At 70.5% G+C, this 16,493-nt stretch carries 13 protein-coding genes and 1 tRNA gene; 12 read left to right on the top strand and 2 right to left on the bottom strand.

Annotated elements, in window-relative coordinates; translation table 11 throughout:
- The first annotated feature begins 114 nt into the window (after positions 1-114).
- The 10 genes from MKK65_RS14205 (at position 115) to MKK65_RS14160 (ending at position 12,468) form a co-directional block, all read left to right on the top strand.
- Positions 115-1,353, top strand: a complete 1,239-nt coding sequence (locus MKK65_RS14205; protein WP_243958373.1) for a glycosyltransferase family protein — start codon at positions 115-117, stop codon at positions 1,351-1,353.
- Positions 1,350-2,630: a glycosyltransferase family 4 protein gene (locus MKK65_RS14200; RefSeq protein WP_243958371.1), complete on the top strand. Its 1,281-nt coding sequence runs from the start codon at positions 1,350-1,352 to the stop codon at positions 2,628-2,630. Before MKK65_RS14205 ends, MKK65_RS14200 begins: the two co-directional genes overlap by 4 nt.
- Positions 2,618-2,773 carry a hypothetical protein gene (locus MKK65_RS14195; protein WP_243958369.1) on the top strand — a complete coding sequence of 52 codons (156 nt, stop codon included), beginning with the start codon at positions 2,618-2,620 and terminating at the stop codon, positions 2,771-2,773. The genes MKK65_RS14200 and MKK65_RS14195 overlap by 13 nt, the downstream gene beginning before the upstream one ends.
- Positions 2,761-4,983 carry a glycosyltransferase gene (locus tag MKK65_RS14190; RefSeq protein ID WP_243958368.1) on the top strand — a complete coding sequence of 741 codons (2,223 nt, stop codon included), beginning with the start codon at positions 2,761-2,763 and terminating at the stop codon, positions 4,981-4,983. Before MKK65_RS14195 ends, MKK65_RS14190 begins: the two co-directional genes overlap by 13 nt.
- Positions 4,980-6,821 (top strand): ABC transporter ATP-binding protein, encoded by a 1,842-nt coding sequence (locus MKK65_RS14185; RefSeq protein ID WP_243958366.1) that lies wholly within the window; start codon positions 4,980-4,982, stop codon positions 6,819-6,821. The genes MKK65_RS14190 and MKK65_RS14185 overlap by 4 nt, the downstream gene beginning before the upstream one ends.
- The gene (locus MKK65_RS14180) at positions 6,821-7,696 is read left to right on the top strand and encodes a hypothetical protein (RefSeq protein ID WP_243958364.1); all 876 of its coding nucleotides are present in this window, start codon (positions 6,821-6,823) and stop codon (positions 7,694-7,696) included. Before MKK65_RS14185 ends, MKK65_RS14180 begins: the two co-directional genes overlap by 1 nt.
- 224 nt (positions 7,697-7,920) lie before the next feature.
- A complete protein-coding gene (locus MKK65_RS14175; protein ID WP_279596720.1) occupies positions 7,921-9,789 on the top strand; it encodes an ABC transporter substrate-binding protein in 1,869 nt (622 codons plus the stop codon).
- Positions 9,786-10,802, top strand: a complete 1,017-nt coding sequence (locus MKK65_RS14170) for an ABC transporter permease (RefSeq protein ID WP_058194378.1) — start codon at positions 9,786-9,788, stop codon at positions 10,800-10,802. The genes MKK65_RS14175 and MKK65_RS14170 overlap by 4 nt, the downstream gene beginning before the upstream one ends.
- An 11-nt stretch (positions 10,803-10,813) precedes the next feature.
- The gene (locus MKK65_RS14165; RefSeq protein WP_243958564.1) at positions 10,814-11,956 is read left to right on the top strand and encodes an ABC transporter permease; all 1,143 of its coding nucleotides are present in this window, start codon (positions 10,814-10,816) and stop codon (positions 11,954-11,956) included.
- Positions 11,957-12,225: 269 nt separating this feature from the next.
- Positions 12,226-12,468 (top strand): hypothetical protein, encoded by a 243-nt coding sequence (locus MKK65_RS14160; protein WP_152997613.1) that lies wholly within the window; start codon positions 12,226-12,228, stop codon positions 12,466-12,468.
- A gap of 50 nt (positions 12,469-12,518) precedes the next feature.
- On the opposite strand, the gene MKK65_RS14155 is transcribed toward MKK65_RS14160, so the two are convergent.
- Together MKK65_RS14155 and MKK65_RS14150 are read right to left on the bottom strand one after the other, a co-directional pair.
- Positions 12,519-14,708, bottom strand: a complete 2,190-nt coding sequence (locus tag MKK65_RS14155) for a sensor histidine kinase (RefSeq protein ID WP_243958562.1) — start codon at positions 14,706-14,708, stop codon at positions 12,519-12,521.
- Positions 14,709-14,790: 82 nt separating this feature from the next.
- Positions 14,791-15,132 carry a SelT/SelW/SelH family protein gene (locus MKK65_RS14150; RefSeq protein ID WP_243958360.1) on the bottom strand — a complete coding sequence of 114 codons (342 nt, stop codon included), beginning with the start codon at positions 15,130-15,132 and terminating at the stop codon, positions 14,791-14,793.
- Between the two features lie 160 nt (positions 15,133-15,292).
- On the opposite strand from MKK65_RS14150, the gene MKK65_RS14145 reads away from it, so the two are divergent.
- Both MKK65_RS14145 and MKK65_RS14140 read left to right on the top strand, forming a co-directional pair.
- Positions 15,293-15,367 (top strand) — tRNA-Val (locus MKK65_RS14145).
- 157 nt (positions 15,368-15,524) lie between these two features.
- On the top strand, positions 15,525-16,493 hold a 969-nt coding region (locus tag MKK65_RS14140), incomplete at its 3' end, for an acyl-CoA carboxylase subunit beta (protein ID WP_279596712.1).

Raw genomic sequence — 16,493 nt, 5'->3', positions numbered from 1 at the left:
AGCCTAGGCGCAGCCGGTTCCGGCGCCGTTAACGTGCGGTTTGCCCAACGGCGCGGGTTGTGCGAGAGGGGCGCGGCTGCGACATTCGCGCCGTCAACGGGGGCGGCGATGACGATGCGAGCGGACGACGCCTCCCCCGCCCCGCGCGTCCTGATCTACAGCCACGATACGTTCGGGCTCGGCCACCTGAGGCGTTCGCGGGCGATCGCGAACGCGATCGTGGCATCGAACCGCGGTGCGCGGGCGATGATCATCTCCGGCTCGCCGGTGATTGACCGCTACGCCTTCGCATCGGGGGTCTACACCGTGCGGTTGCCGCCGGTGACCAAGTTCGCGGACGGCAATTATGCCAGCCTCGACAACGCCACGCCGCTCGCGCGCACGGTCGAGCAGCGCGCCGCGATCATCACCCGGACCGATGCCAGCTTCGCCCCCGACCTGATCCTGGTCGACAAGGAACCGGCCGGGTTCCAGGGCGAGCTGATGCCGGTGCTGGAAGCCGCTTCCGCCCGGGGCACCCGCCTGGTGCTGGGCCTGCGCGACGTGCTCGACGATGCCGACCGCCTCGTGCCCGAATGGGAGCGCAAGGGCGCCGCCGAGACCATGGCGCGGTTCTACGACGAGATCTGGGTCTACGGCCTCAGCCGCATCCACGAGCCGCTCGCTGCCTTGCCGATGGAGCCCGACATGGCGGCGCGGATCGCCTTGCGGCTAATCTATACAGGCTATCTTCGCCGGGAGGTCCCGGAAATGCGCGCGGGCCGTGAGGAACCCGCCATCGCCCGGGGGCCGTTCGTGCTGGTCACGCCCGGCGGCGGCGGCGACGGCGCCGCGCTGATCGACTGGGTGATCGCCGCCTACGAGACCGATCCCGGCATCCCCCTGCCCGCGCTGATCGCCTTCGGCCCGTTCCTCGATGATGCCACCCGCGACGGCTTCACCGCCCGGATCGACCGGCTCGGGGGCAGGATCGCGGCGATCACCTTCGACAGCCAGATCGAGTTCCTGATGCGCAAGGCGGCCGGGGTCGTGGCGATGGGCGGCTACAACACCTTCTGCGAGATCCTGTCCTTCGATCTGCGGGCGATCCTGGTGCCGCGGACCGAGCCGCGTCGGGAGCAGGCGATCCGGGCGCTGGCGGCCGAGCAGCTCGGCCTCGCCCGGGTTCTGCTGGAGGCCGATGGCCGCGCCCCCGCCCGCATGGCCGCGGCGCTCCGCGCCCTGCCCGACCAGAGTGCACCGTCGCGGGTCTTGGTGCCCGGCCTGCTCGACGGGCTCGACGCGGTCGCCCGCCGGGTACGGGTGCTGGCCGGCCAAGGCAGGATGGGCATCCGCGCGCGGGCCATCTCGTGACGCATCAGCGTATCGCGGTGGTGCTGAAGGGCTATCCGCGCCTGTCCGAGACCTTCATCGCCCAGGAGCTGCTGGCCCTGGAGCGGCGCGGCCTGCCCCTGGAGATCTGGTCCCTGCGCCGGCCGACCGACCGGGCCCGCCACCCGATGCACGCGGCGATCCAGGCGCCCGCCGCCTACCTGCCCGAATATCTCCGCGACGCGCCCCTGCGGGTGCTGCGCGGCCTCGGCGCCGCCCTGCGGCGGCCGCGCCTGCCGGCCTTGCTCGCCCTGTTCGCGCGCGATCTGTGGCGCGATCCCACCGCATCGCGCCTGCGCCGCCTCGGGCAGGCGCTGGTGCTCGCCCGCGAGCTGGCGCCCGAGGTCAGCCATATCCACGTGCATTTCCTGCACACGCCGGCCAGCGTCGCCCGCTACGCCGCGCTGCTCACCGGGCGCCGCTGGAGCTTTTCGGCGCACGCCAAGGACATCTGGACGACGCCGGCCTGGGAGCTCTCCGAAAAGCTGCGCGATGCGGCCTGGGGGGTGACCTGCACCCGCGATGGGCTCGCCCGCCTCGAAGCCCTGGCGCCGGGCCGGACGCGGCTCGCCTATCACGGCCTCGACCTCGCCCGGTTCCCCGCCCCGCCGCCGCCGCGCGAGCCCCGGGACGGGACCGATCCGGGCGCGCCGCTGCGGCTGCTCTGCGTCGGCCGCCTGGTCGCCAAGAAGGGCCATGACGACCTGATCGACGCGCTGGCTGCCCTGCCCCCCAGCCTGCATTGGCGTCTCGACCTGATCGGCGGCGGCGCGCTGCGCGGCGTTCTGGAGGCGCGCGTTCGCGAGCGGGGCTTGTCCGAGCGAATCGCCTTCCGGGGTGCCCTGGCGCAGCCGGAGGTGGTCGCGGCGATGCGCGCGGCCGACCTGTTCGTGCTGCCGACCAAGCCCGCCCCGGGGGGGGACCGGGACGGGCTGCCCAACGTGCTGATGGAGGCTGCGAGCCAGGCGCGGCCGATGCTGGCCACCGCCTTCGCGGGCACACCGGAATTCATCGCCGACGGCGAGCACGGCATCCTGGTCGCCCCCGGCGACCCCGCCGCCCTCGCCGACGCCCTGGCCCGCCTCGCCGCGGACCCGGCCCTGCGCCTGCGCCTCGGTGCGGCGGCGCGGGTGCGGCTCGTGCAGGACTTCTCCGAAGCCGCCGCCGTCACCCTGATCGCGGCGGCCTTGCGGGCTTCGGCGGGCCTTCCCCCGCCCACCGAGGCCGCGGACCCGGAGCGCACCGCGTGCGCGTCCTAATCGCGGTCACGCATTTCCTCGGGGCCGGCCATCTCACGCGCGCCGCCGCCGTCACCCTGATCGCGGCGGCCTTGCGGGCTTCGGCGGGCCTTCCCCCGCCCACCGAGGCCGCGGAACCGGAGCTCACCGCGTGCGCGTCCTGATCGCGGTCACGCATCTCCTCGGGGCCGGCCATCTCACCCGCGCCGCCGCCCTGGCGCGGGCCTTCGCGGCGGCGGGACACGAGGCGCTGCTGGTCTCGGGCGGCCGGCCGGCGCCGATGGTCCGGCCGGAGGGCCTGCGCCTGGTGCAGCTGCCGCCGCTCCACGTCGTCGGCACCGATTTCTCGCGGCCGCTCGGGCCGGACGGACACCCGGCCGACGCGACTTTGTTCGCCCGGCGCCGCGCGCTTCTGCTGGACGCCCTGGCGGATTTCGCCCCCGATGCGGTGATCACCGAGCTGTTCCCGTTCGGCCGCCGCGCGCTGGCCGCCGAGTTCCTGGCCCTGGTGGACGCCGCGCGGGTGCACCGGCCGCGCCCGCTGGTCCTGGCCTCCGTGCGCGATATCCTCGTCGCCTCCGCGAAGCCCGAGCGGATCGCGCAGGCGCATGAGCGGGTGGCACGGCTCTACGACGCCGTGCTGGTCCACGGCGACCCGGCCCTGGTGCCCCTCGACGCCTCCTGGCCCCTCGATGCCGGGACCGCCCAAAAAATCCGGTACACCGGCTATGTCGATGAGGGCACGGCTGCCGTTCCGGCGGCCGCGCGCAGCGGCGTGCTGGTCGCGGCCGGATCCGGGCCGGCGGGGCTCGGCCTGCTGCGAGCAGCCGCCGCGGCGGCCCGGCTGCAGCCGTCGCTCGGCTGGCGGATCCTCGCCGGGCACGGCGTGCCGGAGGCCGATCTGGCGGCCCTCGGCCACGGCCTGCCCGAGGGCACGATCGCGCGGGCGCGCCCCGATTACCGAACCCTGCTCGCCGGTGCGGCCCTGTCGGTGAGCCAGTGCGGCTACAACACCGCCATCGACCTCCTGGCGACCGCGACCCAAGCGGTGCTGGTGCCGTTCGAGGCCGGCGGCGAGACCGAGCAGCGGCTGCGCGCGGAATGCCTGGCCGGACGTGGCCTCGCGCGGGTTCTGCCGGAGGCGGACCTCACCGCGGCATCACTCCTGCAAGCGGTGGGTTTCCAGCTCGGCGCCAAGCCGCCCGAGGGGCATGGGATCGATCTCGGCGGGGCGGCGCGGACGGTTGGAATCGTGGAGGATTTTTTTGGGGTGGGCCGGGCGGTGCCGGACGTGGCGCAGGGCCCCTGTCCCGTGCGGGAGAGGGGGCGCGTCGCGGGCGGCACGCAGTGGGCCCTGAGCCTTGCCGCCATGCCGGATCAAGACATCGGTGTCCAACACGCGCACTTCCCTCCCCCCTCTGCGGGGGAGGGTGGCCCCCGAAGGGGGTCGGGAGAGGGGCAGCGCGACGCTGCGGGTTTCGGCTCCCGGCACGCCCTGTCCGGAGACGGCGCTCACCTCTCCCCCCCTGCTGCGCAGGGTACCCTCCCCCGCAGAGGGGGGAGGGAAAGCGCGCATCTCGGCTTCACCACACTACGAAAAACCCTCGACGACCTTGCCGCCTGCGGCCAGCGCGTGCCGTTCTGGTGGCGGGACGACGATGCCGTGGCGGCTTCCCCGGCCCTCGACCGGCTGATCGATCTCGCCGAGACGCATGCCGTCCCGCTCCTGCTGGCCGCCATCCCAGCCCGGATCGAGCCATCCCTTGGAGAACGGCTGGCCGCGGCAGAGAAGACCGTCCGCGTCGCCGTCCACGGTTTGGCCCATCACAACCACGCCCCACCCGGCGAGAAACCCGCTGAGTTCGGCGCGCATCGCCCGATCGACGCGCTGATGGCGGATGCCGCGGCGGGCCTGCGGATCGCCCGGGAGCGGCTGCCGGAGGCGGCGCTGCTTCCGGTCTTCGTGCCGCCGTGGAACCGGCTCGCGCCGGATCTGGCCGCCGCCCTGTCGGGGCTCGGCTATCGCGGGCTGTCCTCCGTGCCCGGGCCGGCGATCACCGGTTTGGTCCGGCTGGACGCGACGCTGGATCCGATCGACTGGCGCGGTACCCGGTCGCTGCGCGATCCCGAAGCCTTGCTGCGGGACATTGCCACCGGCATCGCCCGCGACCCGACGCGGCCCATCGGCCTGCTGACGCATCACCTGGCCCACGACGCCGCGCTCTGGGCTTTCGTCGCCGGCCTGCTCGAGACGTGCTGCGGACATCCGGCCGTGACATGTTTGGATCCGCGACGCCTATTCCTCGGCCCCACAGTGGAAACCGGCGCAGCGGGATCTAATCTTTCGGTCTCCCCCGCTGCGAGGAACGGTTGAGCTCGCTTCTGTCCATCCGCGACCTGGCTGTCGCGTTCCGCACGGAGACCGGACCGTTCGAGGCGTTGCACGGACTGTCCCTCGACGTGATGCGCGGGCGCACCCTGGCGCTGGTCGGCGAATCCGGCTCGGGCAAGTCGGTGACCGCGCAGGCGATCATGGGCATCCTGCCTGTCGCCGCGTCGATCACCCGTGGAAAGATCCTGTTCCGCGACACGTCGGAAGGCACCGATATCGCCCGGCTGGACACCGAGGGCTCGGCGATGCGGGCGATCCGCGGGCAGCGGATCGCGATGATCTTCCAGGAGCCGATGACCTGCCTGTCGCCGCTCCATACGATCGGCGACCAGATCGGCGAGGCCCTGCGCATCCATACCGGTGCCGACCGGCGGGAGGCCGATGCCCGCACGCAGGAGGCCCTGGCCCGGGTCGGCTTCCCGGATCCGAAGCGCGCCTTGAAGACCTATCCGTTCGAACTCTCCGGCGGCCTGCGCCAGCGCGCCATGATCGCCATGGCGCTGATCCTGAAGCCGGCCCTTCTGGTCGCCGACGAGCCGACCACCGCGCTCGATGTCACCACCCAGGCGCAGATCCTTGCCCTGCTGGCACGGCTCCAGGACGAGACCGGCATGGCGATCCTGCTGATCACCCACGATCTCGGGGTGGTCGCCAACATCGCTCACGACGTCGCCGTGCTCTACCGCGGTCGGCTGGTCGAGGCCGGTCCCCGCGACACCGTCATGCGTGCGCCCGGCCACGCCTATCTGAAGGCGCTGCTTCACGCGGTGCCGCGGTTCGACATGGCCCCGGGCGAGCGTCTCACCCCGATCCGCCCGGCCCGCGCGGAGATCCCCCCGGTTCAGCCGCGGGAGAAGCCCGCGGGGCCGCTGCTGCGGGTCGAGAACGTCAGCAAGCGCTACACGCTCCGGTCGGGCCGCCTGTGGCAGAAGCCGAAGATCGTCCAGGCCGTCTCCGAGGTGTCGCTGAGCCTGGCGGCCGGGGAGACCCTGGGGCTGGTGGGTGAATCCGGCTCCGGCAAGACCACCGTCTCGAAGATAATCATGCGGGCGCTCGAGCCGGATTCCGGGAGAATTCTGTTCGACGACGGCAGCGGCGCGCGGGACGTTCACGGGCTGACGGGTGACGCCCTGTTCGCCTACCAACGCACGGTGCAGTTCGTGTTCCAGGACCCCTACGCGTCGCTGGATCCGCGCATGACCGTGCGCCAGATCCTGTCCGAGCCGATGGAGATCCACGGTATCCCCGCCCCCGAGCGGCGCGCCCGCTGTCGGGAGCTGATGGCGATGGTCGGGCTGGAGGCGAGCGGTCTCGGCCGTTACCCGCACGCCTTCTCGGGCGGACAGCGCCAGCGGATCGGCATCGCCCGGGCCCTAGCCCCGCGCCCCCGTCTGCTGGTGCTGGACGAGCCGGTCTCGGCGCTCGACGTTTCGGTGCAGGCGCAGATCCTGAACCTGCTCAAGGATTTGCAAGCGGCCCTCGGCCTGTCCTACCTGATCGTCTCCCACAACCTGGCAGTGATCGACTACATGGCGGATACGATCAGCGTGATGTGCCGGGGCCGGATCGTCGAGGAAGCGCCGCACGCCGCCCTGTTCCGCCGCCCGGTCCATCCCTACACCCAGGCGCTGCTCGCCGCCGTGCCGGACCCGAGCCTCGACCACCCGCTGGATTTCGCCGCGATCACCGGCGACCAGAACGACCCGAGCCGCTGGGCGGCGCCCTACCGGCTCGCTCCGGACGAGGCCGGGGTCATGCGGGCGATCGAGCCGGGCCACCGGGTCCGGTTCTCGACCGTGCAGGACGCGGAGGCCGCCTGATGCAGCCGCGCCCGCCCGTGATGCTGGAACGCCTGCGCCGAAAGGTTCTGTCGCCCCTGTTCGACCGCCTCGGCTACGACCTCGTGCCCGCCGCCCCCGACTGGAGCCACCGGCCGACCTCGCCGCGGGAGGTGACCACCCTGCTCGAATCCGCAGCCGCGATCCTGGAGCGGGATTTTTCGGCCTCCGGCCTGACGCCGGACGGCGATCTCGTGGAGAGCGCGCGGGACTTCTGGGACTTGATCCCCACCGCCCCGGTCCGCCAGCGCCGGGGCGGCAGCGGCTTCAACGGCGCGCTGCAGCTCTACGTCGCGATGCGGGCCCTGAAGCCGGATTTCGTGATTGAATCAGGCGTGTTTCGCGGGCTCACCACCTGGGTGATCCGCATGGCCCGGCCTTCCGCAAAGATTTTCTGCCACGATCCCGACCTGTCCGGCCTGCAATACCGCGACCCCCAGGCCCGCTACAGCACCGCCGATTGGTCCACAGCCGACTGGTCCGGCATCGATCCAACTCGCACAGTGGCGTTCTTCGACGATCACGTCGCCCAGGGGCGCCGGGTCGTGGAGGCCCACGCCCGCGGCCTGACGCGCCTGGTGTTCGACGACGACGCCGCCGGCCACCGGATCCACGCTCATGGCGGCCCGGCGCATCCGACCATCGCGATGATCACCGGCCCCGCGCACAGCCACGAGCCGATCCGCTGGACCCGCAACGGCCGGCACTTCGAGCAGCCGGCCGACGACGCGCTGGTGCGGCAGGCGGCCGGCCTGATCGCCCGGGCGCACGCCTTCGACGATCTCCACCGGGCCACGGGCTATTCGCCGGCGCGGCTGACCTATGTGGCGCTGCATCCTGCGGGGGACGGGTCGTGAGCGGGGCTGACAGGCACGACGCTTTCCCCTCTCCCCTCCTCTGTGGGGGAGGGTGGCCCCTGCGTGAGCAGCGGTCGGGAGAGGGGCACCGGCGCTCAGGAGAAGGCGCGACCGCCGTCACGGGCGAAGCCCTATCCTGCACCGTCGCTCCCCTCTCTCCCCCGGCTCCGCAGGGTACCCTCCCCCGCAGAGGGGGGAGGGAAACCGGCGTCTCCCGGCGCGCCCTGATCGCCGGCCTCGGCGCCGCCGCCCTGCTCTATCGTCCGCGCAACGCGCTTGCCGACACGCCACCGGCCGACGCCCCCGCACCGCCGGAAAAACCTTTCGTGATCGACCTCGCCGCCCGGGGCCGCCGCACCGGGACCGCCGGCGGGACGATCCGCACCCTGATCGCCAAGGCCCGGGATGTCCGCTACCTGTCGGTCTACGGCTACACGCGGCTGGTCGGCTACGATGCCACGCTGCAGCTGCGGCCGGACCTGCTCGAACGGGTCGATGTCGCCGGTGGAGTCTTCACCTTCACGCTGCGCCAGGGCCATCGCTGGTCGGACGGTCACCCGTTCACCAGCGAGGATTTCCGCTACTATTGGGAGGACGTCGCCAACGAGAAGGCGCTGAGCCCCGAGGGGCCGCCGGCCTTCTTCCTGGTGGACGGCAAGCCGCCCAAGGTCGAGTTCCTCGACCCGATAACGATCCGCTACAGCTGGGACCGGCCGAACCCGATGTTCCTGCCGGCGCTCGCCGCGCCCCGGGATCCGCTGATCTACCGGCCGGCGCACTACCTCAAGACGGTCCATGCCCGCTATCTCGGCAAGGAAGCGGCCGACGCGAAGGCCAAGGCGCTCAAGCTGCGCGGCTGGGCGGCCCTGCACAACCGCCTCGACGACAATTACGAGCTGAACAATCCCGATTGCCCGACCCTTCAGGGCTGGGTGCCGAAGACCCGCTCGCCGGCGACACGCTTCCGGTTCGAGCGCAACCGCAGCTATCATCGGGTCGACACCGCCGGGACCCAGCTGCCCTACGTCGACACGATCGTGATGGATGTCGCTTCCCAGGGGCTGCTGGTTGCCAAGACCAATGCCGGCGAGGCCGACCTGATGTTCCGCGGCCTGTCGATGCCCGACATTCCGAGCCTCAAGGAGGGCGAGAAGGCGCATCGCTACCGCACCAACCTGTGGCCGGTGGCACGGGGCTCCGAGATCGCCCTCTATCCGAACCTCACCACCCGGGATCCCGGCTGGCGGGCGCTGAACCGGGACGTGCGCTACCGCCAGGCCCTGTCGCTGGCCATCGATCGACGCACGCTCAACAACACGCTGTTGTTCGGCCTCGGCGTTGAAGGCAACGACACGATCGTCTCCGACAGCCCGCTCTTCTCGCCGGAACTGCGCACGCTGCATGCGGGCTACGACCCGGCCCAGGCGACGCGCCTCCTCGACGCGGTGGGGCTGACCGGGCGCGACGGCTCCGGCATCCGCCTGATGCCGGACGGACGTCCGATGGAGCTGGTGGTCGACAGCGACGGCGAGGCCGAGATGGTGCTCGACGCGCTGCTGCTCATCACCGAGTTCTGGCGTGAGATCGGCATCCGCCTCGTCACCAAGCCGCAGGAACGGACGAACCTCCATCGCCGCTCGGTGGCCGGCATGACCGTGATGGTCGCCGCCCAGGGCCTCGACCTCGCGGTGCCGACCGCGATCATGCCGCCGACCGAGCTGAGCCCGGCCCAGCCCGAGCATTATGCGTGGCCGCTCTGGAGCGCCCATGTCGAGAGCCGCGGCAAGTCCGGAGAGGCCTGCGACGTCCCGGAGGTGCAGCATCTCCTCGAACTCGACCGGCAATGGCGCCATACCGACGATGCCGAGAAACAAGCTGCGATCTGGCGCGAGATGCTGATGAACCACGCGCAGAATACCTGGGTGATCGGCACGGTGGCGGGTGCGCTCCAGCCGGTGGTCGGGGCCGACCGGCTGGTCAACCTGCCCGCGCGCGCCCTGTATTCCTGGGATCCCACCGCGCTGATCGGCGTGCAGCGCCTCGACGAGGTGTTCTGGGACAAGGCCGCCGATGCGCGCGCGGAGGCCCGGTGATCGTCGCGATCCTCCGCCGCGTCGTCACCATGGCGCTGACGCTCCTCGTCATCTCGGCGCTGGTGTTCTTCATCATCAAGCTGCCGCCGGGTGATTACCTTACCAACCGGATCATGGAACTGCGCGCCACCGGCGAGGCGGGCTCGGTGGCCAAGGCCGAATTGCTCATCCGCCAATACGGCCTCGACCGGCCGGTCTGGCAGCAATACCTGATGTGGATCGGCCTGATGCCCGGCCCGGTCGGCTTCTCGGGGCTGCTTCAGGGTGATTGGGGCTGGTCGTTCGAGTACGACAAGCCGGTGGCCGATGTCGTCGGCGATGCCCTGTGGCTGACGCTGCTGATCAACCTGACCGCGGTGGTGTTCGTCCACGTGGTGGCGATCCCTGCGGCGATCTATTCGGCGACCCACCGGCACACGTTCGGCGACGCGGTGGTGACCCTGCTCGGCTATGTCGGCCTCGCCGTCCCGGGCTTCCTGCTGGCGCTGATCCTGCTGTTCTACGCCAACCGCTGGTTCGACCTGTCGATCGGCGGCCTCTACGATTCGGCGCTGACCAACCAGCCCTGGGAGTGGCCCAAGATCCGCTCGCTCCTGGCGCATCTTGTGGTGCCGACCCTGGTGATCGGGCTAGGCGGCACCGCCGCCATGATCCGGCGGATGCGGGCGAATCTCCTCGACGAGCTCGCCAAGCCCTACACGGTCACGGCCCGCGCCAAGGGCCTGCCGCCGATGCGGGCGCTGCTCAAATACCCATTCCGGATGTCGCTGAACCCGTTCGTGGCCGATATCGGCAACCTGCTGCCCCACCTCGTCTCGGGTTCGGTGCTGGTCTCCCTGGTGCTGAGCCTGCCGACCGTGGGGCCGCTGCTGCTCGACGCCCTGCGCAGCCAGGACCAGTTCATGGCCGGGTTCATCCTGATGTTCGTCGCGGGCCTCACGCTGGTCGGCATGCTGATCTCCGACCTCATCCTGGTCTGGCTCGATCCGCGCATCCGCATGGGCGCGCGGTGACAATCCCCATGATGCCAGAGACGGCCCGAGGCCATTTCGTCGATCCGGCGCCGTTCGAGCCGCAGGCGCTCGGCGAGGATCCCACGGGCAGCGCCTCGGCCTGGCGGCTGATCATCCGCAAGTTCCTGCGCCACCGGATCGCCGTGGCCTCGGCGCTGATCCTGCTGGCGCTCTACGCGACGGTGCCGTTCGTGGAGATGCTGGCCCCCTACGGCCAGGCCCGGCGCAACGGCGACTTCCTGCATGCTCCGCCCCAGGGCGTGCACCTGTTCCATGACGGGCGCCTCATCGGGCCGTTCGTGTATCCCTACCGGGCCCATCTCGACCTCGACACGTTCCGACGGGACTACGTGGTCGATGCCGCGCGGCCTCAGCCCCTGCGCTTCCTCTGCCGCGGCGACGGCTATGTCTGGCTCGGGCTGATCCCCACGGATCTGCACGTCGTCTGCCCGCCGGAGGACGGCACCCTGTTCCTGCTCGGAACAGACCGGCTCGGGCGCGACCTCTTCTCCCGCATGATCTACGGGGCGCGGATCTCCCTCACCATCGGGCTCGTGGGCGTGGCGATCTCGTTCACGCTCGGCATGCTGTTCGGCGGCATTGCGGGCTATTTCGGGGGGATCGTCGATGCCGGGGTGCAGCGCCTGATCGAGGTGGTGCGCTCCCTGCCCGAGCTGCCGCTCTGGCTCGCCCTGTCGGCGGCTTTGCCGGCAAACTGGAGCCCGCTGCTGGTCTTCCTCGGCATCACCGTGATCCTCGGCCTGCTCGATTGGCCGGGTCTCGCCCGGGCGGTACGCGGCAAACTCCTGGCCTTGCGAGAAGAGGATTTCGTCCAGGCCGCCGAGCTGATGGGCGCCTCGCCCGCCCGGGTTATCGGCCGGCACCTGATCCCCAACTTCATGAGCCACCTGATCGCCTCGGCGACCCTGTCGATCCCGACCATGATCCTGGGCGAGACCGCCCTGTCGTTCCTCGGGCTCGGCCTCCGGCCGCCGGTGACGAGCTGGGGCGTCCTGCTCAACGAAGCGCAGAATCTGGCGGCGGTGCAGCTCTATCCCTGGTTGCTGCTGCCGGTGCTGCCGGTGCTGGTGACGGTGCTGGCCTTCAACTTCATGGGCGACGGACTGCGGGACGCGGCCGATCCGTATCACTGAGGCGGCGGATCGAATCCGCCCCGCTCATCGTGAGACCGCAGAGGCATCTGAACAGCCGGCTTGCGTTGGCATCACGACAGAATTCAAAGCGAAGCTTAACAACGTCATTGGCGATCACTCAGAGCATATTCATTCGGTAGGCCCCTAAAATTGAGCCGATCCGCCAAATATGTCAGTGGATACCGCGCATCACGCCAGTCATGTTCGATCTATGGCCGATGCGATACCAATGGCGAGAGGTGGATCGATCGCTTTAGGAAGTATTACCTATGCGCATGATCGCCTGTATTGTCGTGCTGGTCGTATCAGTGATCAATCCTGCCGCGGCTGATGATTTCCAAACGCAACGCGAACTCAACATCCTGAAGGACATCGAGTCCAACCAGCGCCAGCAACTCGAGTTTGCCCGCCAGCAGGCGCAGCGCGATAGCGAGCGAGCTCGGCGAGAGCAAAACGCCTACGTCAACGCTCAGCGGGACGCGCAGAGTGCCCGCCGCTTCGATCGGCACTGATCGAGCCTACGTCCCGCCGTGCATGGCTCTCGGATCACGGCTGGGCGCCCCTACCCTACCAGCGGCAGCGGCGCGATCCGGGTTGGCGCGGCGGCGCTCTTGCGCTCGAGGAGGCCCGGCGGCGGGACCGGAGCGTCGATCGTGCAGATCACGCCGGTCTCCTCGTAGGTCAGCGTCACCTCGCCGGCCAGCTCGCGGGCGAGGCTGCGCTCGATCAGGCGGGAGCCGAAGCCGGTGCGGGTCGGCTTCGTCACCGGCGGGCCACCCCGTTCGGCCCAGCGCAGGTGCAGCCGGATCTCCGCCTCGCGCCGCACGGTCCAGGCGATCTCCACCGTGCCGCCTTCGACCGAGAGGGCCCCGTACTTCACCGCGTTGGTGCCGAGCTCGTGCAACGCCATGGCGATCGACAGGGCGAGCCGCGGCGGCAGGCGCAGGGCCGGGCCGATAACCTCGAAGCGGGAGGCATGGCCGTCGCCCGATTCGAGTGGACGGATCGCGTCCGCCACCACGGCCGACAGTTCGGCACCCTCCCAGCTTTCGCGGGTGAGGACGTCGTGGACACGGGCGAGTGCCAGGAGGCGTGCCTCGAACGCCGCTCGGGCCGCGTCCGCCTCGGGGCCCTCGAGATTGCGCAGGGACTGGCCGGCGATCGACTGCACCGTCGCGAGGGTGTTCTTCACCCGGTGGTTCAGCTCATGGATCAGGAGGAGCAGGTGCTCCTCGGCGAATTTCGCGTCGGTGATGTCGATGTTGCAGCCGGTATAGCCGAGGAAGTTCTGATCGTCGTCGAGGCGCGGCACGCCCTCGCAGCGCAGCCAGCGCACCGCCTGGCTCCGGTCGATCACCCGGACCTCGGCGCGGAACGGCGCGCGGGCCTCGAAGGCCTCGGTGAAGGCCGCCCGGAAACCCTCCAGATCGTCCGCGTGGACGATCCGCTCCCACCCCTCATTGGTGAGCTGGGCTGCCGGGATCCCGAACATGTGCTCGAAGTGGAGGTTCGCGAAGCTGACGCCCCCGCTCTCGTCGGTCATCCAGATCAGCGCCGGCGCCGAATCGGCCATGTGGCGGAACCGGGCCTCGCTCTCGCTGAGCGCGGTCAGGCCGCGCCGGGTGTCGGCGAGCGCCCGGTCGCGCTCCGCCTCGCGGGTGCGCAGCCGCACGGACGCATCGGACAGCACCGCTCCGAGCCGCCGGATCTCGTGGACCGGAGACGGCACCCGGGGGATCGCCTCGCCCCGCGAAAGCGCCGGCCCGGAGGCCGCCAGCAGCCGGAGCGGGCGCGAGACCCGGGACCAGAGGTTCACCGCCAGCACCGACGAGGTGGCGAGCACCAGCAGGCCGAAGCCCGCGAACGCCCAGATCCACCGGCGCACCCGCGCATCGACCAGGGCCTGCGGGATACTGGTGGCGACCATCCAGCCGGTGAGACGCGAGCGCGCCTCGATGACCACCACCGGCTTGTGCTGGCGGTCCTGGCCCTCCCAGACGCCCGGCGTCGCCGTCTGCACCTGGCGCAGGCTCGCGAGCCGCGGCTTGCCGACGACGGCTTCCGGGTCCGGCAGGCGGGCGAGGACGAAGCCGTTCCGGTCCGAGATGCCGGTGGTCCAGCCGGGCACCACCTCGCGGGACAGGATGCCCTGGAGGCGCGCCAGCGGCACGGTGAAGCTAAGGATGTACGCGACCTCGCCGTCGATGATCACCGGCACGCCGACCGCGTAGGTCGCCTCGTTCGGCGTCGGGCCCGGGATGTAGCCGCTCACCATCGCGCGCTGGGCGCCCTGCGTCAGTTCCGGATCGAACGGCAGTGGCATCATCGGCAGCGGCGCGCTGCGCGGCACGCCGGTATTCACGACCTCCTGCCCGTTGGGCCGCCGCAGCAGCACGTCGAGGTCGATCGATTCCCGCACGAGGCGCGCCTGGGCATCGAACGCCTCGAAATCGCTCTGCCGGATCCGCGGCGAGGTCGCCAGCGTCTGCAGTACCGAGACCAGACCGGCGGTGTCCCGGTCCAGCGACAGGCCGATGCCGCGCACATTTTCGCGCGCATCCTGCTCGAATCGGGCGCGCTCGGCCGAGGCGTAGCGCATCAGCAGGATGCCGGTGAACAGCAGCCCCGGGCCGATCAGGGCGATCACCAGGGCGATCAGGTAGACCTGAGTCGAGAAGCCGTTCTGCCCGAACCGGTGAAGCCGACGCGACAGCCACGACCGGCGCGCGGGAAGGACCGCCGGGAGGTTCACGCCCTCGGCCTCCTGCTCCGGGCTCAAGCGGCGCCCGTCCCCGGCACGCGGTGCCCCGCGGGCTCCTCGCCGTTCCCTCGCTTCATGACCGGTCGATATGGCCGAGATCGCGCTCCGGGTCGAGGTGGTCGCGCACCCGCTGCTTGAGGGCTTTCACATCCGGAAACCCGCCGTCGCGGACCCGCTCCCACAAGAGCACGCCGGCGATCTCGATCCGGAACGCACCGCCGGTGGCGGGCACGAGGGCGACTTCACCCAGATCGTCGCGGAAGGTCGAGAGCAGTTCCTGGGCCATCCAGGCGGAGCGCAGCAGCCAGTTGCACTGGGTGCAGTACGTGATCGCGACGCGGGGCCTCGCAGCCCGCGCACCGTTCTCCCCCGTCACGTCACTGTCGGGCCTGTCGCCCGCTTGCTCCTCGTGCATGGGGCCACAGCGCATCGCAGCGCTGGTCTTGTCAACCTCGCGCGTGGTGCTTGACGTTTCGGGTCGCCACGCCCTAGAAGGCCCGACATCCGGTCGCCGCCTGTTCCTGGCGCCGTCGACCGCGTTGGTTCCGCCTGTGGGGTTCGACCCTCGGTGGCACGGACGGTTAGCACAGCGGTAGTGCGTTCCCTTCACACGGGAAAGGTCGCAGGTTCGATCCCTGCACCGTCCACCATTCTCTCTCCTCCCCCGAAGGTCCGACGCGCGAGACATTCGCGTCGGTTTGCCACCCGAAAAGCCCGTGCTAAGGCCGCTGGATCGGTGAACGCACAAGCTTCGACCCGGCATCAACCGGGCAAGGCGGCACGAGCAGGGTAAGGGCGGGAACAGCCATGAAGGACATCCTCGACAAGCTCGCGGAGCGGCGGGCCCAGGCGCGCCTGGGCGGCGGCGAGAAGCGCGTCGAGGCCCAGCACAAGCGCGGCAAGCTCACGGCGCGCGAGCGGATCGAACTCCTCCTCGACCACGGGTCGTTCGAGGAATTCGACATGTTCGTGCAGCACCGCTCCACCGATTTCGGCATGGAGAAGCAGAAGATCCCCGGCGACGGCGTCGTCACCGGCTGGGGCACGATCAACGGCCGCACGGTCTTCCTGTTCTCGAAGGACTTCACGGTATTCGGCGGCTCCCTGTCGGAGGCGCACGCTCAGAAGATCGTGAAGGTTCAGGACATGGCGCTGAAGATGCGCGCCCCGATCATCGGCATCTTCGATGCCGGCGGCGCGCGCATCCAGGAGGGCGTTGCGGCGCTCGGCGGCTACGGCGAGGTCTTCCGCCGCAACGTCATGGCCTCGGGCGTGATCCCGCAGATCTCGGTGATCATGGGCCCGTGCGCGGGCGGCGACGTCTACTCGCCGGCCATGACCGACTTCATCTTCATGGTCCGCGACACGAGCTACATGTTCGTGACCGGCCCGGACGTGGTGAAGACCGTCACCAACGAGGTCGTGACCGCGGAGGAGCTCGGCGGCGCCAAGGTCCACACCACCAAATCCTCCATCGCGGACGGCGCGTTCGAGAACGACGTGGAGGCGATCCTGCAGATCCGCCGCCTGCTCGATTTCCTGCCGGCCAACAACATCGAGGGTGTGCCGGAGATCGAGAGCTTCGACGATGTCGACCGGCTCGACATGTCGCTGGACACCCTGATCCCCGACAACCCGAACAAGCCCTACGACATGGGCGAGCTGATCCGCCGGGTGGTCGACGAGGGCGACTTCTTCGAGATCCAGGCGGCCTATGCCCGCAACATCATGACCGGCTTCGGCCGGATCGAGGGCCGCACGGTCGGGTTCGTCGCC

The organism is Methylobacterium sp. J-001 (assembly GCF_022829565.1).
GTDB lineage: Bacteria > Pseudomonadota > Alphaproteobacteria > Rhizobiales > Beijerinckiaceae > Methylobacterium.
Note: the sequence above shows the minus strand (reverse complement) of the source record. Positions and strands in the feature narration are given on the sequence as shown.